General features: G+C 53.0%; 17 protein-coding genes and 3 tRNA genes. 6 read left to right on the top strand and 14 right to left on the bottom strand.

The features are described 5' to 3' along the window. Positions 1-14: 14 nt before the first annotated feature. The 6 genes from hfq to nnr form a co-directional block, all read right to left on the bottom strand. Positions 15-323 carry an RNA chaperone Hfq gene (gene hfq / locus D9738_RS02875; protein WP_001051883.1) on the bottom strand — a complete coding sequence of 103 codons (309 nt, stop codon included), beginning with the start codon at positions 321-323 and terminating at the stop codon, positions 15-17. 85 nt (positions 324-408) lie between these two features. Beyond that, positions 409-1359, bottom strand: a complete 951-nt coding sequence (gene miaA / locus D9738_RS02870; RefSeq protein ID WP_001280339.1) for a tRNA (adenosine(37)-N6)-dimethylallyltransferase MiaA — start codon at positions 1357-1359, stop codon at positions 409-411. Further along, complete coding sequence (mutL, locus tag D9738_RS02865; protein ID WP_130259516.1) at positions 1352-3217, bottom strand: DNA mismatch repair endonuclease MutL; 1866 nt, start codon at positions 3215-3217, stop codon at positions 1352-1354. The genes miaA and mutL overlap by 8 nt, the downstream gene beginning before the upstream one ends. A gap of 9 nt (positions 3218-3226) precedes the next feature. Next, positions 3227-4564 (bottom strand): N-acetylmuramoyl-L-alanine amidase AmiB, encoded by a 1338-nt coding sequence (gene amiB / locus D9738_RS02860; RefSeq protein WP_130259515.1) that lies wholly within the window; start codon positions 4562-4564, stop codon positions 3227-3229. An 18-nt stretch (positions 4565-4582) separates the two neighbouring features. Further along, entirely contained in the window at positions 4583-5044 is a 462-nt protein-coding gene (gene tsaE, locus D9738_RS02855) for a tRNA (adenosine(37)-N6)-threonylcarbamoyltransferase complex ATPase subunit type 1 TsaE (RefSeq protein ID WP_000981977.1), read from the bottom strand. After that, entirely contained in the window at positions 5016-6563 is a 1548-nt protein-coding gene (gene nnr, locus D9738_RS02850) for a bifunctional ADP-dependent NAD(P)H-hydrate dehydratase/NAD(P)H-hydrate epimerase (protein ID WP_130259514.1), read from the bottom strand. Before nnr ends, tsaE begins: the two co-directional genes overlap by 29 nt. Between nnr and queG the strand changes: the two genes are divergently transcribed. Then, the gene (gene queG / locus D9738_RS02845; protein ID WP_130259513.1) at positions 6562-7701 is read left to right on the top strand and encodes a tRNA epoxyqueuosine(34) reductase QueG; all 1140 of its coding nucleotides are present in this window, start codon (positions 6562-6564) and stop codon (positions 7699-7701) included. The genes nnr and queG overlap by 2 nt on opposite strands. On the opposite strand, the gene D9738_RS02840 is transcribed toward queG, so the two are convergent. From D9738_RS02840 to orn, 5 genes are all read right to left on the bottom strand, one after another. After that, a complete protein-coding gene (locus D9738_RS02840; RefSeq protein WP_100699686.1) occupies positions 7684-7737 on the bottom strand; it encodes a hypothetical protein in 54 nt (17 codons plus the stop codon). The two genes, queG and D9738_RS02840, sit on opposite strands and share 18 nt — an antisense overlap. 233 nt (positions 7738-7970) lie before the next feature. Next, a tRNA-Gly gene (locus D9738_RS02835) sits at positions 7971-8046 on the bottom strand. A 35-nt stretch (positions 8047-8081) separates the two neighbouring features. Then, positions 8082-8157 (bottom strand) — tRNA-Gly (locus tag D9738_RS02830). Positions 8158-8192: 35 nt separating this feature from the next. Next, a tRNA-Gly gene (locus D9738_RS02825) sits at positions 8193-8268 on the bottom strand. 210 nt (positions 8269-8478) lie between these two features. Beyond that, positions 8479-9024: an oligoribonuclease gene (gene orn / locus D9738_RS02820; protein WP_064525781.1), complete on the bottom strand. Its 546-nt coding sequence runs from the start codon at positions 9022-9024 to the stop codon at positions 8479-8481. 94 nt (positions 9025-9118) lie between these two features. Between orn and rsgA the strand changes: the two genes are divergently transcribed. From rsgA to mscM, 3 genes are all read left to right on the top strand, one after another. Further along, a complete protein-coding gene (gene rsgA / locus D9738_RS02815) occupies positions 9119-10171 on the top strand; it encodes a small ribosomal subunit biogenesis GTPase RsgA (protein ID WP_130259512.1) in 1053 nt (350 codons plus the stop codon). A gap of 96 nt (positions 10172-10267) precedes the next feature. Continuing rightward, positions 10268-11236 (top strand): archaetidylserine decarboxylase, encoded by a 969-nt coding sequence (gene asd / locus D9738_RS02810; protein ID WP_130259511.1) that lies wholly within the window; start codon positions 10268-10270, stop codon positions 11234-11236. A gap of 21 nt (positions 11237-11257) precedes the next feature. Continuing rightward, the gene (gene mscM, locus D9738_RS02805; RefSeq protein WP_130259510.1) at positions 11258-14581 is read left to right on the top strand and encodes a miniconductance mechanosensitive channel MscM; all 3324 of its coding nucleotides are present in this window, start codon (positions 11258-11260) and stop codon (positions 14579-14581) included. Positions 14582-14611: 30 nt separating this feature from the next. Here mscM and D9738_RS02800 read toward each other — a convergent pair whose 3' ends face one another. The 3 genes from D9738_RS02800 to epmA all read right to left on the bottom strand — a co-directional run bounded on the left by D9738_RS02800 (position 14612) and on the right by epmA (position 17731). Further along, positions 14612-14935, bottom strand: coding sequence for a YjeO family protein (locus D9738_RS02800; RefSeq protein ID WP_130259509.1), 324 nt, complete (start codon positions 14933-14935; stop codon positions 14612-14614). A 97-nt stretch (positions 14936-15032) separates the two neighbouring features. Continuing rightward, positions 15033-16535, bottom strand: coding sequence for a glutamate/gamma-aminobutyrate family transporter YjeM (yjeM, locus tag D9738_RS02795; RefSeq protein ID WP_130205971.1), 1503 nt, complete (start codon positions 16533-16535; stop codon positions 15033-15035). A 218-nt stretch (positions 16536-16753) separates the two neighbouring features. After that, positions 16754-17731, bottom strand: a complete 978-nt coding sequence (gene epmA, locus D9738_RS02790) for an elongation factor P--(R)-beta-lysine ligase (protein ID WP_000004771.1) — start codon at positions 17729-17731, stop codon at positions 16754-16756. Positions 17732-18055: 324 nt separating this feature from the next. Here epmA and frdA point away from each other — a divergent pair, with 324 nt between their 5' ends. Both frdA and frdB read left to right on the top strand, forming a co-directional pair. Continuing rightward, complete coding sequence (frdA, locus tag D9738_RS02785; RefSeq protein ID WP_130205969.1) at positions 18056-19864, top strand: fumarate reductase (quinol) flavoprotein subunit; 1809 nt, start codon at positions 18056-18058, stop codon at positions 19862-19864. Then, entirely contained in the window at positions 19857-20591 is a 735-nt protein-coding gene (gene frdB, locus D9738_RS02780; RefSeq protein ID WP_064525766.1) for a fumarate reductase iron-sulfur protein, read from the top strand. The genes frdA and frdB overlap by 8 nt, the downstream gene beginning before the upstream one ends. Positions 20592-20601: the final 10 nt, after the last annotated feature.

Below are 20601 nucleotides of genomic sequence, written 5' to 3'. Positions count from 1 at the left end.
AACAGCCCGAAACCTTATTCGGTTTCTTCGCTGTCCTGTTGCGCGGAAGTATTCTGCGCGCTGCTACCATGATGGTAGTTACTGCTGGTACCGCCACCGGCGTTGTTACTGTGATGAGAAACCGGGCGAGACGGGACAACAGTAGAAATCGCGTGCTTATAAACCATCTGGCTGACCGTGTTTTTCAACAGGATCACGAACTGATCAAAAGACTCGATTTGTCCTTGCAGCTTAATACCATTCACCAAATAAATAGAAACTGGAACACGTTCCCGACGCAGTGCGTTCAGGAACGGATCTTGTAAAGATTGCCCCTTAGCCATTCTCTCTTTTCCTTATATGCTTATTTGTACTTTGAACCTTTCGATTCTGAAAAAATTGCGCACGATACGTCTCAATTGTACACATTCAGCCTGCGATAGCACCAACAACCTGTAATACTTCGTCACGCGCCTGTTCTGGTTTTTCACTGTCAAGCCAGTGAACTCCTTCCCAACCACGCAGCCAGGTTATCTGCCGCTTCGCCAACTGTCTCGTGGCGCAAACACCTCGATAAACCATTTCATCGTATGAGATTTCGCCTTCAAGGTAAGACCACATCTGGCGATAACCCACGCAACGAATGGAAGGCAAATCCGTATGCAAATCTCCTCGGGCAAAAAGCGCCCGGACTTCTGCTTCAAAACCTGAAGCCAACATCTGATGAAAACGCTGCTCAATTCGTTGATGGAGCAGTTCACGGCTCGCCGGGGCGATGGCGAACTGATGCACCTGATACGGTAGAGCGTCTCCTGACGTTTGCGTCAGTTCCGTTAAAGTTTTACCCGAAATGAAAAAAACTTCCAGTGCTCGGGAAAGCCTTTGTGGATCATTTGGATGAATCCTTGCTGCCGCAACCGGATCGATCTCCTGAAGTTGACGATGCAATGACTCCCAACCTTGCTCTGCCGCCTGTTGCTCAATTCTGGCCCGTACTTCCGGGTCCGCCGACGGTAGTGGCGACAACCCTTCCAGCAACGCCTTGAAATACAACATCGTACCGCCCACTAACAGTGGGATCCGCCCCGCCGCCGTGATATCGGCCATCTCCGCCAGCGCATCGCGGCGAAAATCAGCGGCCGAATAAGCCTGCGACGGATCGCGAATATCCAGCAATCGGTGCGGCGCGGCGAGTAATTCTTCAGCGTTCGGCTTCGCCGTTCCGATATCCATCCCTTTGTAAATAAGGGCAGAATCAACGCTTATCAACTCTACTGGTAAAATTTTACGCAGCTCAATAGCTAACGCCGTTTTACCGGAGGCCGTCGGCCCCATCAAAAAAATCGCCTTAGGCAGGCTCGCCTTACTGATATCACTCATCTTTCAGGGCTTTTATCGCCGGATGTAAATCAACAGATTGTAACAGACCACCCGGCGGCGTTTTCACAAGCTGCGGACATAACCGTTCTACGTCCGTCAGCAGGGTAATGGCCTGTGCCATTGACCACTGCGCATGTTCGCTCATCAGATTTCGTGCAATCCACTGCGCAATATTGCCAGGTTCGAATACGGACTGCTTCGCCAGGTAGCCTATCAGTTCAGGAATCAAGATTTGTAAATTTTGTTGGCGTAAGGGTAAAGGCACGGCCCTGATGGTCACATGCTGCGCATCGGACTGAAATTCAATACCCAATTCCGCCAGTGCAGACTGCGCTTTTTCTAAGGCCGCTCTTTCTTCACCAGAGACTTTTAGCCGCAGCGGAATAAGCAGCGGCTGAGCGCAGACCGGCGCATCTCCCGGCGTTAACTGCGCCTGACGTAACCAGCGTTCCGCCACCGGCAGGGCTAAAAGTGAAATATTGCCGTCACGTTCTAGTAGCGCACAGTCCGAATGGACGATAGTCAACACCCGACCAAAGCTTTGACCATTCGCAGCCAGCGTAAGTTCCTGCGATTCTTGCACTTTTGGTTTGTGCATCGCTGCAGGCGTTTGCAAAAGCTGGCGATACACATCGCCTTGCTGTTTCTGGTAGCCCGGTTGCGCGTTCGGCCACGGGGCGGCCTGACGGCTACCGCTACTTGCAGCAGGCGCAGGAGATGAAGACGGAGAGTAACGCGGAGCCACTGGCTCACGAACTGCCGGTTCAGCAAAGTGATTACGCCCTGCTGCCACGCGGTTTTCGGGTATATGGCGCGGTGCTGACTGGGCGTTATCTTCCAACGGCAAAGGCGTTTCCAGCTGCTGTTGCAGCACGCTCAACACGCCCTGATAGATAAAGTCATGCACCAGACGCGACTGATGGAAACGCACTTCGTGTTTGGCGGGGTGTACGTTGACGTCCACCTGATGCGGGTCGATCTCCAGATATAGCACAAATGCCGGTTGCTGATCGGCCCCCAGTTTGTCTTCGCAGGCCTGGCGGATCGCGTGATTGATCAGGCGATCGCGCATCATGCGACCATTCACGTAGCAATACTGAATTTCCGCCAGTGCGGGCGTGATGTGATTCGGATCGGCCACCCAGCCGCGCAGCGTGAGATCGCCGTGTTGCCATTCAATCGCCAGCGCATGTTCGAGAAAAGCGGTGCCGCAAATCGCCCCTAAACGGCGTTCTTTTTGCCCGCCTTCCGGCACTGCGCGGTACTGGCGTACGATTTTTCCGTTATGCGACAGGTTGATAGTGACGTCGAAACGCGCCAGCGCAATGCGGCGGATGATTTCATCGATATGGTTAAATTCAGTTTTCTCAGTGCGCAGGAATTTGCGCCGCGCCGGCGTATTGTAGAACAGGTCCAGCACTTCCAGCGTCGTTCCCACCGGATGGGCCGCCGGTTTTACCGTCACGTCCATATCGCGGCCTTCGGCATAAGCCTGCCAGGCCTCCTGCTGCTCCGCGGTACGTGAAGTGAGCGTCAGACGGGAAACTGAACTGATACTCGCCAGCGCCTCACCGCGAAAGCCCAGGCTGATAATGGCTTCGAGATCGTCAAGAGAGGCGATTTTACTGGTGGCATGACGCGCGAGCGCCAGCGCCAGCTCATCTTTTTTGATACCGCAGCCGTTATCACGAATGCGGATAAGTTTCGCCCCACCGCGTTCGATATCAATATCGATACGTGTCGCACCGGCATCGAGGCTGTTTTCCACCAGTTCTTTGACTACCGACGCAGGTCGCTCGACCACCTCACCTGCGGCAATCTGGTTCGCCAGTTGTGGCGGTAAGACCTGAATTGGCATCAATAATCCTTAGTTTGGCAGCGTGCGATCTGGCGTCGTCACCGTACTGGCAGTTTGTGCCGTTGCCCCCTGCGGCGCAGACTGCATTGGATGCGCAAGGAAGTAATTGCGCAGGCCGTTGTAAATGGCTTCTGCCAGTTGTTGTTGGTAATCGTCGCTCGCCAGCAAACGTTCTTCGCTGTTATTGCTGATAAAACCCGTTTCGACCAGTACTGACGGGATATCCGGCGAACGCAGAACGCCGAGACTGGCGTGTTCTGGTCGGCGTTTATGAATTTCGCCAATGCGTTGCAACTGACTGATCATATTGGTCGCCACATCATACCCTACCCGCTGGGAATGACCGAATTGTAAATCCAGCACCGCCTGGCTTAGGTACGGGTCGGCCTGACTGTTCGCCAGCACATCGCCCGCCCCGCCCAGCAGCTCCGACTGCTTCTCATGCTGTTCCAGCCAGCTTGCCATTTCGCTGTTGGCGCGACGGTTAGAGAGCACCCATACGGAGGCTCCGGTGGCACTACGGTTTGGTGCGGCATCGGCATGAATCGACACAAGGAAATTGGCGTTTTGCTTACGTGCCACATCGCTGCGCCCCATCACCGAGATAAAGTAATCCCCGTCACGGGTTAAAACGCCCTTGAACATCGGATCGTTATTGAGCAAGGTACGTAATTTACGCGCAATGGCGATGGTGACATTTTTCTCCCGTGTACCACCAGGGCCGATAGCGCCAGGGTCCTGACCGCCGTGTCCAGCATCAATAGCGATGACAATTTTATCGCCAGTGTTAGCCGTCGAGCGCGCTGCCGGACGCGTTACCGTATTGCTGCTGATAACGCCCGTGGTACGGTTGTTTTCTGTTTTAAACGGATTGCGCGCCGGTTCGCTGACGCGCGGTGCGACCACTGGCGGAGCCTCAACGCGTTTAGCAACCACAGGCGTTGGAGGGGGCGGTGGCGGCGCATCGGCATTAATCGTAAAGACAACGGTGTAATTGCTGCCATTCTGCCGCTTCACCGCTTCGGTTTTACCGTTTTCGGTAAGATCGACCACCAGCCGCAACGTTTGTGCATCTTTAGGCGTTCCAGAGCGAATCGCCTTCACCAGATTATTACCGCTGAACAACAACGGCAGCCCCTGAATCACGCCCGTTTGTTTGATATCGAGCGCCACGGTGCGTTTGCTTTGATGGCTAAACGCATAATCAGGATCGCCATTAAAACTTAACGTTATCCGCGCCTGTTGATTACCGTTAGAAACCTGAATATCAGAGAGCGTCGCGGCGCCAGCCTGCGCGCACAGCAGCACCAACACCGCCACCAACCAATTTCTGATGCGATACATCATCCCGCCACCTTTTAAAGGTTAACCGGCTAAACGCGCCAGCAACAATTCACCCGCAGAGGAAACCGCACTCACGCGCGCCTCACGGCCTTGTGCCTGATAATCAATGTGTATTTCGACATCCGGGTCAGGAAGAACACCTGTACCTTGTTGTGGCCACTCCACCAGGCAGATGGCATCGTTGGCAAAATAGTCGCGGATCCCCATAAACTCCAGCTCCTCGGGATCGGCAAGGCGGTACAAATCAAAGTGATAAACCATTAAATTGTCGAGCGTATAGGGTTCGACCAGCGTATAAGTGGGGCTTTTGACATTACCCTGATGACCCAGAGCTTGTAAAAAGCCCCGGCTGAAGGTGGTTTTACCTGCGCCTAAATCGCCATACAGATAGATTACGGTTGCGCCATCGCAGGCTTTCGCTACCCGCTCGCCCAGGTCTAATGTTGCCTGCTCATCAGGGAGCGGAATTACTCGATTCATCATGGTTTTTATCAGTCACTTCCGGGTTAACAATACGCTGTAGCGTGGAAAAGAGATCGGTTGCCAGCATCCCGCGCGTACCAAAACGCGCTGCCAGTACGTCAGCTGCCGCACCGTGTGCGACACAGCCCGCGCACGCTGCATCATACGGCGATAATTTTTGCCCAAGCAATGCGCCAATAATACCAGAGAGCACATCGCCCATGCCGCCGCTCGCCATGCCTGCATTTCCGGCGTCAATAATACCTAAAGCGTCAGGATGTGCGGCGACCACGGTTCCGGCACCTTTCAGCACCGCTACGCCGCCATAACGTTGTACCAGACGTTGTGCGTAATGTAAGCGGTCACTTTCAATTTCAGCGACGGAACAGCCTAACAACCGCGCAGCCTCGCCAGGATGCGGCGTGATCACGCGATTGTGACGCTTATCGGGATTGATTGCCAGCAGGTTCAATGCATCGGCATCCCACAACATCGGTTTGCGAAAATTTTCAACTTTTTGCAGGGCTTTTTTTCCCCATTCTTGCTGGCCCAGACCGGGACCAATCACCACCACATCGGCCCATTCCAGGCTGTCTGTAAGAGAGTCCATAGTCAGTTCATGCACCATCAATTCCGGTCGTGCGGTCAGCAGCGGCGCAATGTTTTCACTGCGGGTCAGCACTCTGACCAAACCAGCGCCAGCACGCAGCGCCGCTTCTCCTGCCATACGAATAGCTCCTGCCGTGCCGTGATCGCCACCGATAATCACCAGCCGCCCGTGATCACCTTTATGCGAAGTCGGGCGACGCGGTTTCAGCCAGTGAGAAAGTTGTTCAGCAGAAAACCGCTGAATTTTCGTCTCCTGACCTGCCAGCCAGCTATCCAGCCCCAGAGAGTCAAAATGCAGTTGTCCGGTAACATCCCGCGCTTTCCCGGTGAGCAAGCCAGGTTTCAGCGCAATAAAGGTGATGGTGTGATCGGCGTTGATCACCGCACCTGGCGTGGCGCCGGTTTCCGCCAACAGGCCGGAAGGGATATCAACCGCCACAATCGGCGCGGGATGGGTATTAGCATGGTCGATTAATTGGCTAATAGATTCACGAGGCGCTTGCTGCAATCCAGTGCCGAGCAGCGCATCGACGATCAGATCCACCGACTCGGGCCAGACAATATTCGTCGCATGGATTTCGCCTCCCGCGTTTAACCATGCCTCGCGTGCCAGCGCGGCCTCTTCCGGCAACGGTTTGTCACTTTCCTGGGCCAGCAGCGTGACATCAATGCCGACCGCTTTTGCCAGCCGCGCGACCACGTAACCATCACCGCCGTTATTGCCGTGACCGCACAGCACCAGCCAGTGGCGGGCGTCAGGATAAGCCGCACGACACACCTGAAATGCGGCTTCGCCAGCGCGAAGCATCAGCTCATAGAGCGTTAGCCCCAGCGCATCTGCCGCCTCACGTTCGCCGCGGCGGATATCGTCGGCGTGCCAGACGGTGTGTGGTATACTTACGGGGTTTTTCTTCATTGTATGGTCCGTCATGTCAGAGCCCCTCGATCTCAATCAGTTAGCGCAAAAAATTAAACAGTGGGGGCTGGAACTGGGCTTTCAGCAGGTAGGTATTACCAATACCGATCTCAGCGAGTCCGAGCCCAAACTGCAAGCATGGCTGGACAAACAGTACCACGGCGAAATGGACTGGATGGCGCGTCACGGTATGCTGCGCGCCCGCCCCCACGAGTTATTGCCCGGTACGCTGCGCGTGATCAGCGTGCGGATGAATTATCTTCCTGCCAACGCCGCATTTGCCAGCACGCTGAAAAATCCCAAACTAGGCTATGTTAGCCGTTATGCGCTGGGCCGTGACTATCACAAGCTTCTGCGCAACCGACTCAAAAAGCTGGGCGAGATGATTCAGCAACATTGTGTTTCGCTGAATTTTAGACCGTTTGTCGATTCTGCGCCTATTCTCGAGCGCCCGTTAGCTGAAAAAGCTGGACTTGGCTGGACAGGTAAGCACTCACTTATCCTCAATCGCGAGGCCGGTTCGTTCTTCTTTTTAGGTGAATTGCTGGTCGATATTCCTCTGCCCGTGGATCAACCGGTCGAGGAAGGATGCGGTAAATGCGTGGCCTGTATGACGATTTGCCCGACCGGCGCCATCGTCGAGCCATATACCGTCGATGCTCGCCGTTGTATTTCTTATCTGACGATTGAGCTGGAAGGGGCTATCCCGGAAGAGTTGCGACCGTTAATGGGAAACCGTATTTACGGCTGTGATGACTGTCAGCTTATCTGCCCGTGGAATCGCTATTCACAACTGACAACTGAAGACGATTTCAGCCCGCGCAAACCACTACACGCACCGGAACTCATTGAGCTTTTTGCATGGAGCGAAGAGAAATTCTTAAAAGTCACGGAAGGATCGGCGATTCGCCGTATAGGTCACCTGCGTTGGCTGCGTAATATCGCCGTAGCATTAGGCAATGCGCCCTGGGATGAAGCGATTCTGACGGCGCTGGAAAGTCGTAAAGGTGAGCACCCACTTCTTGATGAGCATATAGCGTGGGCGATTGCGCAGCAAATTGAGAGACGAAATGCGTGCGTGGTCGAAGTGCAATTACCAAAAAAACAGCGTCTGGTTCGTGTAATTGAAAAGGGACTACCACGTGACGCCTGATTCATCCACAGCTTGTGAATAAAAATAAAAACGCATTGCAATTCAAGACGAATATCATCGTCAAGTGATCGATACGACAAAATACAATCTTAATTTTCAACTTATATATCAACAAGTTAAAAAATTACTATTCACCGTGCGAAGTTTTTCTGAAATTAAGATTACAGCCCGGACCTGTGGATAACTCTGTTTACAAGAGTTTGTCAGAGGCAACAAAAACCAGCAATAACGCATCGCGTCGCTGTGGATATTTTATTGGGGGAAGAATTTGGAGCGGGAAACGAGACTCGAACTCGCGACCCCGACCTTGGCAAGGTCGTGCTCTACCAACTGAGCTATTCCCGCTTGGGTGGTCTGTGCTTTGCAACACTTTCAAATTTTGGAGCGGGAAACGAGACTCGAACTCGCGACCCCGACCTTGGCAAGGTCGTGCTCTACCAACTGAGCTATTCCCGCTTGGGTGGTCTGTGCTCTGCAGCACTTTCAAATTTTGGAGCGGGAAACGAGACTCGAACTCGCGACCCCGACCTTGGCAAGGTCGTGCTCTACCAACTGAGCTATTCCCGCGTACTACTTAATTTTTGCTTTCGTAATTTCGCATTTCTGCGTCGTTACGGGAGGCGCATTATACGAGAAATCTTTCCCTCTGCAACCCCCCTAAAAAAAATTTTTCGAATTTTTATCTCAAGTGCTGAAATTATCAGCAAGACGTTCAATTTAGCGTCAAAATCACGCCGCCGCAAGTGGATTCCGGCGGTTACGTGACCAGGAAAAATTTTACAGCTTGATGAAATGCTCGCGGTAGTAAGCCAGTTCCGCAACTGATTCGCGGATATCATCCATCGCCTGATGCGTCCCCTGCTTGGTAAAACCGTCGAGAATTTCCGGCTTCCAGCGGCGCGCCAGCTCTTTCAGCGTGCTGACATCGAGATAGCGGTAGTGGAAGTACGATTCCAGTTCCGGCATGTATTTGAACAGGAAGCGGCGATCCTGACCGATGCTGTTACCGCAGATAGGCGATTTCCCCGCAGGCACCCACTGTTTTAAAAATTCGAGCGTCGCCAGTTCTGCTTCCCGATCGCCCATCGTGCTCGCTTTCACACGCTCCACCAGCCCGCTGGCGGTATGGGTGCGCACGTTCCAGTCATCCATCAGCGCCAGCTGTTCATCGGACTGATGTACTGCAATGGTCGGCCCTTCTGCCAGAATATTCAGGTTGGCATCGGTCACCAGCGTGGCAATCTCAATAATGCGATCGCGCTCGGGATCCAGACCGGTCATCTCAAGATCGATCCAAATCAGGTTGTTTTCATTGGCACTCATGCTATTTTCCACCCATTCACAGTGACTATATTGATCCACAATTGCGTGTATCATAGATGTTTTGCCCATCAGGGGCGACCAGGAGTCTGTACGATTGAGTAAAAATAAACTCTCCAAAGGCCAGCAGCGCCGCGTGAACGCCAATCACCAGCGTCGTCTTAAAACGTCTAAGGAGAAGCCCGACTACGACGACAATCTGTTTGGTGAGCCTGATGAAGGTATCGTCATCAGCCGCTTTGGTATGCACGCTGATGTGGAATCCGCCGATGGCGACGTTCACCGCTGCAATATTCGCCGCACCATCCGTTCACTGGTAACCGGCGACCGCGTAGTCTGGCGTCCGGGTAAACCGGCGGCGGAAGGCGTAAATGTCAAAGGGATCGTGGAAGCGGTACATGAGCGCACCTCGGTGTTAACGCGCCCGGATTTCTACGACGGCGTGAAACCCATCGCCGCCAACATCGATCAGATTGTTATTGTCTCCGCCATTTTGCCGGAGCTGTCGCTCAATATCATCGACCGTTACCTGGTAGCCTGCGAAACCTTGCAGATTGAGCCGATTATTGTGCTCAACAAGATAGACCTGTTGGACGACGAAGGCATGGCGTTCGTCAACGAACAGATGGATATCTACCGCAACATCGGTTATCGCGTATTGATGGTTTCCAGCCATACTCAGGATGGGCTGAAACCGCTGGAAGAGGCATTGACCGGACGCATCAGCATTTTTGCCGGGCAATCTGGCGTTGGCAAATCCAGCCTGCTGAACGCGTTGCTGGGGCTGCAAAAAGAGATCCTGACCAACGATGTCTCTGACAACTCAGGTCTGGGCCAGCACACCACGACTGCCGCTCGGTTGTATCACTTCCCGCACGGCGGCGATGTGATTGATTCTCCTGGGGTACGCGAATTCGGACTCTGGCATCTCGAGCCGGAACAAATCACTCACGGTTTTGTCGAATTCCATGACTACTTAGGTCTGTGCAAATACCGCGATTGCAAACACGATACCGATCCGGGCTGCGCTATCCGTGAAGCCGTTGACGAAGGGAGAATCGCGGAAACCCGTTTCGAAAACTATCACCGTATTCTGGAAAGCATGGCGCAGGTAAAAACGCGTAAAAACTTTTCTGATACGGATGACTGACAATTAAGCTAACCGTCGTTAGAATCGTCCCCTTTTTTTCAGGATCCGGCATATACGCCGGATCAGGAACGACAAAACAATGGCCTGGAGGCTACTTTGTTAAATTCATTTAAACTTTCGCTACAGTACATTCTGCCGAAACTATGGCTTACTCGCCTGGCGGGTTGGGGCGCAAGCAAGCGAGCAGGATGGCTGACAAAACTGGTTATCGATCTGTTCGTTAAATACTACAAAGTCGACATGCAAGAGGCGCAGAAGCCGGATACTGCCAGCTACCGCTCCTTTAACGAATTTTTTGTCCGTCCGCTGCGTGACGAAGTACGCCCAATCAATACCGATCCGAATGTTCTGGTCATGCCTGCCGATGGCGTTATCAGCCAGTTAGGTAAAATCGAAGAAGATAAAATCCTGCAAGCCAAAGGCCACAATTACAGCCTCGAAGCCCTGCTGGCGGGCAACTATCTGATGGCGGACCTATTCCGCAATGGTACGTTTGTGACCACTTACCTCTCCCCGCGTGACTATCACCGCGTACACATGCCGTGCAACGGTATTTTGCGTGAGATGATCTACGTGCCGGGCGATCTCTTCTCCGTTAACCATCTCACTGCTCAGAACGTGCCAAATCTGTTTGCCCGTAACGAACGCGTGATCTGCCTGTTCGATACCGAATTTGGCCCGATGGCGCAGATTCTGGTTGGTGCGACGATTGTTGGCAGCATTGAGACTGTCTGGGCGGGCACCATTACGCCGCCGCGCGAAGGTATCATCAAGCGCTGGACCTGGCCTGCCGGGGAAAACGACGGTTCTGTGGCGCTGCTGAAAGGCCAGGAAATGGGTCGCTTTAAACTTGGCTCTACCGTTATCAACCTGTTTGCACCAGGTAAAGTGAATCTGGTTGAGCAACTGGAAAGCCTGTCTGTCACGAAAATTGGCCAGCCGCTGGCAGTATCTACCGAAACCTTTGTTACGCCAGACGCTGAACCAGCCCCGCTTCCTGCTGAAGAGATCGAAGCAGAACACGACGCCAGCCCATTGGTTGACGACAAAAAAGACCAGGTCTAATCCATCAAAGGAAACGCTGACGTGCGCCTGATTATCACTTTTCTGATGGCCTGGTGCCTCAGTTGGGGGGCGTACGCCGCGACGGCCCCCGATAGCAAACAAATCACCCAGGAACTGGAGCAGGCAAAAGCGGCGAAACCCGCGCAGCCGGAAGTCGTAGAGGCGCTCCAGTCTGCCTTAAACGCGCTTGAGGAACGAAAAAGTTCCCTTGAGCGTATCAAGCAATACCAAGAAGTCATTGATAATTATCCGAAACTCTCCGCTACTCTGCGCGCACAATTAAACAACATGCGTGACGAGCCGCGCAGCGTGTCGCCGGGAATGTCTACCGACGCGCTGAATCAGGAAATTCTCCAGGTCAGCAGTCAGTTGCTGGATAAGAGCCGTCAGGCCCAGCAAGAGCAGGAACGCGCCCGCGAGATAGCGGATTCATTGAATCAACTGCCGCAACAGCAAACTGATGCCCGTCGTCAGTTAAATGAAATTGAGCGCCGCCTGGGAACACTTACCGGCAATACCCCGCTTAATCAGGCACAAAATTTCGCGTTGCAGTCTGACTCCGCACGTCTGAAAGCCCTCGTTGATGAACTGGAGCTGGCGCAGCTGTCTGCCAATAACCGCCAGGAATTAGCGCGCTTGCGCTCTGAGCTGGCGGAAAAAGAGAGCCAGCAGCTGGATGCGTATTTGCAGGCCTTACGTAATCAGTTGAACAGCCAACGCCAGCTTGAGGCGGAGCGGGCGCTGGAAAGCACCGAGTTGTTGGCTGAAAGTAGTGCCAATTTACCGAAAGATATCGTCGCGCAATTCAAAATTAACCGCGAGCTTTCGGCGGCGCTGAATCAGCAGGCGCAGCGAATGGATCTCGTCGCTTCGCAACAGCGTCAGGCTGCCAGCCAGACATTACAGGTCCGGCAGGCGCTGAATACCCTGCGCGAGCAGTCACAATGGCTGGGAGCGTCCAACCTGCTCGGCGAAGCATTGCGAGCGCAGGTGGCACGGCTACCGGAAATGCCGAAACCACAACAACTTGATACCGAAATGGCGCAGTTGCGCGTTCAACGGCTGCACTATGAGGATCTACTCAATAAACAACCTAAACTGCGACAAATCCTTCAGACTGACGGTCAGCCGCTGACCGCCGAGCAAAACCGTATTCTCGAAGCACAACTGCGTACTCAGCGTGAGTTGCTGAACTCATTGTTGCAGGGTGGTGACACGCTACTGCTGGAACTGACCAAGCTGAAAGTCTCCAACGGGCAACTGGAAGATGCGCTGAAAGAGGTGAACGAAGCGACGCACCGCTATCTGTTCTGGACCTCTGACGTGCGCCCGATGACCATCGCCTGGCCGCTGGAAATCGCCCAGGATCTGCGTCGTCTCATTTCGCTGGACACCTTCAGCCAGTTAGGTAAAGCCAGCATCATGATGCTGACCAGCAAAGAGACGATTTTGCCGCTGTTTGGCGCGTTGATTCTGGTCGGTTGCAGTATTTACTCGCGCCGCTATTTCACCCGTTTTCTCGAACGTTCGGCAGCGAAAGTCGGCAAGGTGACTCAGGATCACTTCTGGCTGACATTACGCACCCTTTTCTGGTCGATTCTCGTCGCGTCACCGTTACCGGTGCTGTGGATGACGCTGGGTTACGGCTTGCGCGAGGCGTGGCCTTATCCGCTGGCGGTAGCGATTGGTGATGGCGTAACAGCCACCGTGCCGCTGCTGTGGGTAGTGATGATTTGCGCCACATTTGCCCGCCCGAACGGCTTGTTTATCGCTCATTTTGGCTGGCCGCGCGAACGTGTTTCCCGCGGGATGCGCTACTACCTGATGAGCATCGGGCTTATCGTGCCGCTGATTATGGCGCTGATGATGTTCGATAATCTCGACGACCGCGAGTTTTCCGGTTCGCTGGGACGGCTTTGCTTTATTCTCATATGTGGTGCGCTGGCGGTGGTCACCCTCAGTTTGAAAAAAGCGGGGATCCCGCTGTACCTCAACAAAGAGGGAAGCGGCGATAACATTACCAACCATATGTTATGGAACATGATGATTGGCGCGCCGCTGGTCGCTATTCTGGCAGCGGCAGTCGGTTACCTGGCAACGGCACAGGCGCTGTTAGCAAGGCTTGAAACCTCGGTCGCCATCTGGTTCCTGCTGTTGGTGGTTTACCACGTTATCCGCCGCTGGATGCTAATCCAGCGACGCAGACTGGCTTTTGACCGGGCGAAACATCGCCGGGCCGAGATGTTAGCGCAGCGCGCGCGTGGCGAAGAGGAAGCGCATCATCACAGTAGCCCGGAAGGGGCGATTGAAGTCGATGAAAGCGAAGTCGATCTCGATGCCATCAGTGCGCAGTCCTTGCGGCTGGTGCGCTCAATCCTGATGTTGATCGCCCTGCTTTCGGTCATTGTGCTGTGGTCAGAAATCCATTCCGCTTTCGGCTTCCTTGAAAATATTTCGCTGTGGGATGTCACTTCCACGGTACAGGGCGTAGAAAGTCTGGAGCCGATTACCCTCGGTGCGGTGCTGATTGCCATTCTGGTGTTTATCATCACCACGCAGCTGGTGCGCAACCTGCCCGCGCTGCTGGAACTGGCGATTTTGCAGCACCTGGATTTAACGCCGGGTACGGGCTACGCCATCACCACCATCACCAAATATCTGCTGATGCTGATTGGCGGGCTGGTCGGCTTCTCAATGATTGGTATTGAGTGGTCGAAATTGCAGTGGCTGGTCGCCGCGCTCGGTGTTGGTCTCGGTTTTGGTTTGCAGGAAATTTTCGCCAACTTTATCTCTGGCCTGATTATCCTGTTCGAAAAACCGATTCGCATTGGCGATACGGTAACGATCCGCGATCTTACCGGTAGCGTGACGAAAATTAACACCCGCGCCACCACCATCAGCGACTGGGACCGTAAAGAGATTATCGTGCCGAACAAGGCGTTTATTACTGAGCAGTTTATCAACTGGTCGCTCTCTGACTCGGTCACGCGCGTGGTGTTGACGATTCCGGCCCCTGCTGATGCCAACAGTGAAGAAGTGACGGAAATCTTGCTTAACGCTGCGCATCGCTGCTCGCTGGTGATCGACAATCCTGCGCCGGAAGTCTTCCTGGTGGATCTACAGCAAGGGATCCAGATTTTCGAGCTGCGTATTTACGCCGCAGAAATGGGTCACCGCATGCCGCTGCGCCATGAAATCCATCAACTGATTCTGGCGGGCTTCCACGCCCACGGTATTGATATGCCATTCCCGCCCTTCCAGATGCGTCTGGAAAGCCTGAATGGTAAACAAACGGGGAGAACGCTGACTTCTGCGGGTAAAGGTCGTCAGGCGGGAAGTTTGTAAGGTCTTTGTGGCCGGATGACCCCATCCGGCTCACAAGCAAAACTGATAGCGCAGAAAAAACTGCCACAGCCAATAGCCGAAGATCGCAAGTGCGGTGACATGCATAAACCAGCCGCCTTTTTTTCGCCGCAGCGCGAACCAGAGAAAAGGGAAAAAGAGCGGCAACGTCAATATCACACCGACATCACGGGTATCGTCATTTTCCAGATACTCCAGCACATCGCAGATGTTTTTAACCCCGCCTTCATCAATCATCCACTCTTTGTCCAGCGTGGAAGTGATGAGTATCCAAGGGATCGCCACAACAAACCAAACAAACCAGATGCAGCACAAGACAAACATGCGCGCACTCATGAGGTAACCCGTAGTTTAATTTCGCTATAGCGCATACGAAATCCCACTAATTCCCTGTCATTACGCCCTATCGTCAGGCCGACGATAGGGCATCTGATTACTCAGCCGCCCACTGCGGATTTTTTGCCACTCTGCTGCAATAGTTCTGGTAAATCGCCATCGCTAACAGCGAGAAGAAGACAGGGCCGCCAACCATCCACAATGTGCTATCCCAGTCTCCGGCTTCAACCACTGGCTGGATGATGGTGAAAACGTTCGCAAACGTCACCACCAGTACCACCACCACTGTCGCGATCGTTGCTGACATGTGTGTTTTGAAAATCACAAATGGTCTGTCGAGATCCTGACGAGCTTTAAAGAATGGGAAAGCCAGCGCGAGGAACAGATAGGGAAGCGTCATGGAAACGTTCGCCATCAGCGTCAGCTTGTTAAAGAACGCTGATGCAGTACCACCGCCAAACGAAACCAGCAGGATGAAGACAGTAACCAGCCCACACTGCATCCACATGGCGATAGACGGCATACCCATGGCGTTCAGGCGCGTCATCGGTTCCGGCCATAACGCTTTCGGCGTACCCTGGATGATCGCTTTCAGCGGTGAATAGCAAAGCGTAAAGAACGCACCGGTATAGGCGAGGAACATCGAAAGCCCGGTAATACGCGCAAACCATACGCCCAGCGACAATGACGCTTCAGGTGACAAATGCAGCACGTTACCCAGCGTCATCCCCAGACTTTTCATCAACACATAGGTGATATTGCCGAGGTTAACGGAACCATTACTTAATACCTGCTGCCAGTTAGTGCTGACGCCCCATAAAAATATCGCCAGCGAATAACCGATTGAAATAACAATAGCGGCAAAAACAATACCTTTGGCAAAGTTCTTTTCTGGGTTTTCTGTTTTATCTACCAGACCACCAACCGCTTCAATTCCGCCGTAAGCGAAAATGGCAAATACCACAAACGATAACATCGCCAGACCGGATTGATATCCTGGATTCGGCGATACCACGAAATTAATATCCTGTGCAAAATGGCCACCATTTAATAACAAAATGGCAATGCTCACTAACAGTAATACTAAATTAAGACACATTACTGCAATACCACCTACTGCAGTAATACGAGCAATTTTATTAATCCCTTTTGAGGCAACCACGGTAACCAGGATCATCCATGCGACCGCCAGCAGACCCACTACCTGCGTTGGCTCCAGGCCAGCAATGCGCCAGTGCTGAGTCATGTCGGTACCGTAGAGGAACGTAGAAAATGGTACCCAGACTTTAGCTGAGGTACTCACCATCCAGATGATATAAGAGGAAAACCACATAAATGTGCCGATAAAGGCGAAACGTGGTCCGACACTATTATTCATCCAGGAATAGATGCCGCCTTCTTCTTTGCGATAGGCCGCGCCCATTTCTGCCATCATTAAGGCAAATGGTATAAAAAATAATAATGCAGAAAATATATAAAAGGGAATCGCACTATACCCCATTAAATAATAAGCTGCCGGACTATTGGCAAACCCAAATACTGAGGTAAAGATCATCAATATGAGTCCTATCAGACTCATCTTTTTTATCGTGTGAGGCATGAAATTATCCTTCGTTTTAGCACATGTATAAAACGCGCGCACTGAACTGCACTACCCATCGATTGACGGGCCGCAATAAAAAAACATACAGAATTGATACCTGGATGATAGCAAATATCCAGTCTTAAATTGTGGCCTTTAGCAGAAAAATGAAAACATCTGCTACAGAATGGCGTTACAGCGCCATTCTGTGTGGTTAATTAGATAATTTTTCAGAATTATGCCCGGTCAACGCTAAAGGCAATCACTTCCGCAAGCGTCTCCGCGCCCAACGCCAGCATCACCAGACGATCAACGCCCAGAGCTACGCCGGAGCAGTCAGGCATACCGACTTTCAGAGCTTCGATGAGGTTTTGGTCGATTGGATGCTGCGGTAAACCACGCGCCGCACGCTTACGGTTATCCTGCTCAAAGCGTTGTTGCTGTTCACGGGCGTCCGTTAATTCGTGGAAACCATTCGCCAGCTCAATACCTTTGTAGTAGACCTCGAAGCGCTCTGCGACCCGATGATCTTCGGTACTGATTTGCGCCAGTGATGCCTGACTGGCAGGGAAATGATAAACAAAGGTCGGTTTTTCTTTACCAATGTTCGGTTCCACACCAAAGGTAAACAGCAACTGCAACAACGTATCGCGGTCTTCTTCGGTATCAGCAACGTTGCTCAGATCCAGTTTCGCCGCCACTTCCCGCAGCTGCGTTTTATCAGCTGAGAGCGGATCAATTTCCAGATAACGTAAGAAGGCTTGCTGATAAGAAAGGCTTTCTGCAGCCGGGCAATCCAGTACTTGCTGCAGAAGATCGTCAACTTCGTTCATCAACCGGTACATATCATAATGCGGCCGATACCACTCCAGCATCGTGAACTCAGGGTTGTGATAACGCCCCATCTCTTCATTGCGGAAGCTGCGGCACAGCTGGAATACTGGGCCACAACCGGCAACCAGCAGGCGTTTCATGTGATATTCAGGGCTGGTCATTAACCAGAGATTCATCCCCTGGGAGTGTCCGGGGCCAACGAAACGTGTCTCAAACGGGACCAAATGAATATCGGTTACCGTCGCCTGGCTCATACAAGGCGTCTCCACCTCCAGCACTCCACGATCGGCAAAGAAACGACGGATCTCCGCCATAATCGCCGCGCGTTTTAATAAGTTAGGAATGGATGCGCTCGGCTGCCAGGATGCCGTTTCGCTCATAGTGAAATCTCCAGTTTTTAACAAGGGCACGAAGTCTACTCGCAACGCGACGGCGAGACAAATTTTACGCAGGAATCATTCAGCAAGGGGGGGTGACTAAAAAAACCACAATCTGATGGTTTAGTAATTAAATTAATCATCTTCAGTGATAATTTAGCCCGCTTGCGCACTAAAAAAATCGATCTCGTCAAATTTCAGACTTATCCATCAGACTATACTGTTGTACCTATAAAGGAGCAGTGGAATAGCGTTCGCAGACCGTAACTTTCAGGCACTTACCCTGAAGTACGTGGATGTGGGATAAAAACAATCTGGAGGAATGTCGTGCAAACCTTTCAAGCCGATCTTGCCATTGTAGGTGCCGGTGGCGCGGGATTACGTGCTGCAATTGCTGCCGCGCAGGCAAATCCGAATGCAAAAATCGCACTAATCTCAAAAGTATACCCAATGCGCAGCCATACCGTTGCTGCAGAAGGGGGCTCCGCCGCTGTCGCGCAGGATCATGACAGCTTCGATTATCACTTTAACGATACAGTAGCGGGTGGCGACTGGTTATGTGAGCAGGATGTTGTGGATTATTTCGTCCACCACTGCCCAACCGAAATGACCCAACTGGAACTGTGGGGATGCCCATGGAGCCGTCGCCCGGATGGTAGCGTGAACGTACGTCGCTTCGGCGGCATGAAAATCGAGCGTACCTGGTTCGCCGCCGATAAGACCGGCTTCCATATGCTGCATACGCTGTTCCAGACCTCTCTGCAATTCCCGCAGATCCAGCGTTTTGACGAACACTTCGTGCTGGATATTCTGGTTGATGATGGTCATGTTCGCGGCCTGGTAGCAATGAACATGATGGAAGGCACGCTGGTTCAGATCCGTGCTAACGCAGTGGTGATGGCAACCGGCGGCGCTGGCCGTGTTTATCGTTACAACACCAACGGCGGCATCGTTACTGGCGACGGTATGGGTATGGCGCTAAGCCACGGCGTTCCGCTGCGTGACATGGAATTCGTTCAGTATCACCCAACCGGTCTGCCAGGTTCCGGTATCCTGATGACCGAAGGTTGCCGTGGCGAAGGCGGTATTCTGGTCAACAAAAATGGCTACCGTTATCTGCAAGACTACGGCATGGGTCCAGAAACTCCGCTGGGCGAGCCGAAAAACAAATACATGGAACTGGGTCCACGCGACAAAGTTTCTCAGGCCTTCTGGCACGAATGGCGTAAAGGCAACACCATTTCCACGCCGCGTGGCGATGTGGTTTACCTCGACCTGCGTCACCTGGGCGAGAAAAAACTGCACGAACGTCTGCCGTTCATCTGTGAACTGGCGAAAGCTTATGTTGGCGTCGATCCGGTTAAAGAGCCGATTCCGGTACGTCCGACCGCGCACTACACCATGGGTGGTATCGAAACCGATCAGAACTGCGAAACCCGCATTAAGGGCCTGTTCGCCGTGGGCGAATGTTCCTCTGTAGGTCTGCACGGCGCAAACCGTCTGGGCTCCAACTCCCTGGCGGAACTGGTGGTCTTTGGTCGTCTGGCTGGTGAGCAAGCAATGGAGCGCGCATCTACTGCCGGTAATGGCAACGATGCAGCGATCAATGCCCAGGTTGCTGGCGTTGAACAGCGTCTGAAAGATCTGGTTAACCAGGACGGCGGCGAAAACTGGGCGAAGATCCGCGACGAAATGGGCCTGGCCATGGAAGAAGGCTGCGGTATCTACCGTACGCCGGAACTGATGCAGAAAACCATCGACAAGCTGGCGGAACTGCAGGAACGCTTCAAGCGCGTTCGCATCACCGACACTTCCAGCGTGTTCAACACCGACCTGCTTTACACCATTGAGTTGGGCCACGGTCTGAACGTTGCCGAATGTATGGCGCACTCCGCAATGGCACGTAAAGAGTCCCGCGGCGCGCACCAGCGTCTGGACGAAGGTTGCACTGAACGTGACGACATCAACTTCCTCAAACACACCCTCGCCTTCCGCGATGCTGATGGCACTACTCGCCTGGAGTACAGCGACGTGAAAATTACTAAGCTGCCGCCGGCCAAACGCATGTACGGTGGCGAAGCGGATGCAGCCGATAAGGCGGAAGCAGCCAATAAGAAGGAGAAGGCGAATGGCTGAGATGAAAAACCTGAAAATTGAGGTGGTGCGTTATAACCCGGAAGTCGATACCGCACCACATAGCGCATTCTATGAAGTGCCTTATGATGAAACCACCTCATTGCTGGATGCGCTGGGCTATATCAAAGACAACCTTGCGCCGGACCTGAGCTACCGCTGGTCCTGCCGTATGGCGATTTGTGGCTCCTGCGGCATGATGGTTAACAACGTGCCGAAACTGGCATGTAAAACCTTCCTGCGTGACTACACCAACGGCATGAAGGTTGAAGCGTTAGCTAACTTCCCGATTGAACGCGATCTGGTGGTCGATATGACCCACTTCATCGAAAGTCTGGAAGCGATCAAACCGTACATCATCGGCAACTCCCGCACCGCGGATCAGGGTACTAACATCCAGACCCCGGCGCAGATGGCGAAGTATCACCAGTTCTCCGGTTGCATCAACTGTGGTCTGTGCTATGCCGCATGCCCGCAGTTCGGCCTGAACCCAGAGTTCATCGGTCCGGCTGCCATTACGCTGGCACATCGTTATAACGAAGATAGCCGCGACCACGGTAAGAAGGAGCGTATGGCGCAGTTAAACAGCCAGAACGGCGTATGGAGCTGTACTTTCGTGGGCTACTGCTCCGAAGTCTGCCCGAAACACGTCGATCCGGCTGCGGCCATTCAGCAGGGCAAAGTAGAAAGTTCAAAAGACTTTCTTATCGCGACCCTGAAACCACGCTAAGGAGTGCAAC

It is taken from the genome of Escherichia sp. E10V5, assembly GCF_004212315.1.
In the GTDB taxonomy this organism is placed as follows: Bacteria; Pseudomonadota; Gammaproteobacteria; order Enterobacterales; family Enterobacteriaceae; genus Escherichia.
Note: the sequence above shows the minus strand (reverse complement) of the source record. Positions and strands in the feature narration are given on the sequence as shown.

Bases quoted from the DNA above. Each gene is read 5' to 3' on its own strand.
- tsaE (WP_000981977.1), bottom strand. From the start codon at position 5,044: ATGATGAATCGAGTAATTCCGCTCCCTGATGAGCAGGCAACATTAGAC.
- hfq (WP_001051883.1), bottom strand. From the start codon at position 323: ATGGCTAAGGGGCAATCTTTACAAGATCCGTTCCTGAACGCACTGCGT.
- yjeM (WP_130205971.1), bottom strand. From the start codon at position 16,535: ATGCCTCACACGATAAAAAAGATGAGTCTGATAGGACTCATATTGATG.
- orn (WP_064525781.1), bottom strand. From the start codon at position 9,024: ATGAGTGCCAATGAAAACAACCTGATTTGGATCGATCTTGAGATGACC.
- amiB (WP_130259515.1), bottom strand. From the start codon at position 4,564: ATGATGTATCGCATCAGAAATTGGTTGGTGGCGGTGTTGGTGCTGCTG.
- queG (WP_130259513.1), top strand. From the start codon at position 6,562: ATGTCAGAGCCCCTCGATCTCAATCAGTTAGCGCAAAAAATTAAACAG.
- epmA (WP_000004771.1), bottom strand. From the start codon at position 17,731: ATGAGCGAAACGGCATCCTGGCAGCCGAGCGCATCCATTCCTAACTTA.
- mutL (WP_130259516.1), bottom strand. From the start codon at position 3,217: ATGCCAATTCAGGTCTTACCGCCACAACTGGCGAACCAGATTGCCGCA.
- miaA (WP_001280339.1), bottom strand. From the start codon at position 1,359: ATGAGTGATATCAGTAAGGCGAGCCTGCCTAAGGCGATTTTTTTGATG.
- frdB (WP_064525766.1), top strand. From the start codon at position 19,857: ATGGCTGAGATGAAAAACCTGAAAATTGAGGTGGTGCGTTATAACCCG.
- D9738_RS02800 (WP_130259509.1), bottom strand. From the start codon at position 14,935: ATGAGTGCGCGCATGTTTGTCTTGTGCTGCATCTGGTTTGTTTGGTTT.
- nnr (WP_130259514.1), bottom strand. From the start codon at position 6,563: ATGACGGACCATACAATGAAGAAAAACCCCGTAAGTATACCACACACC.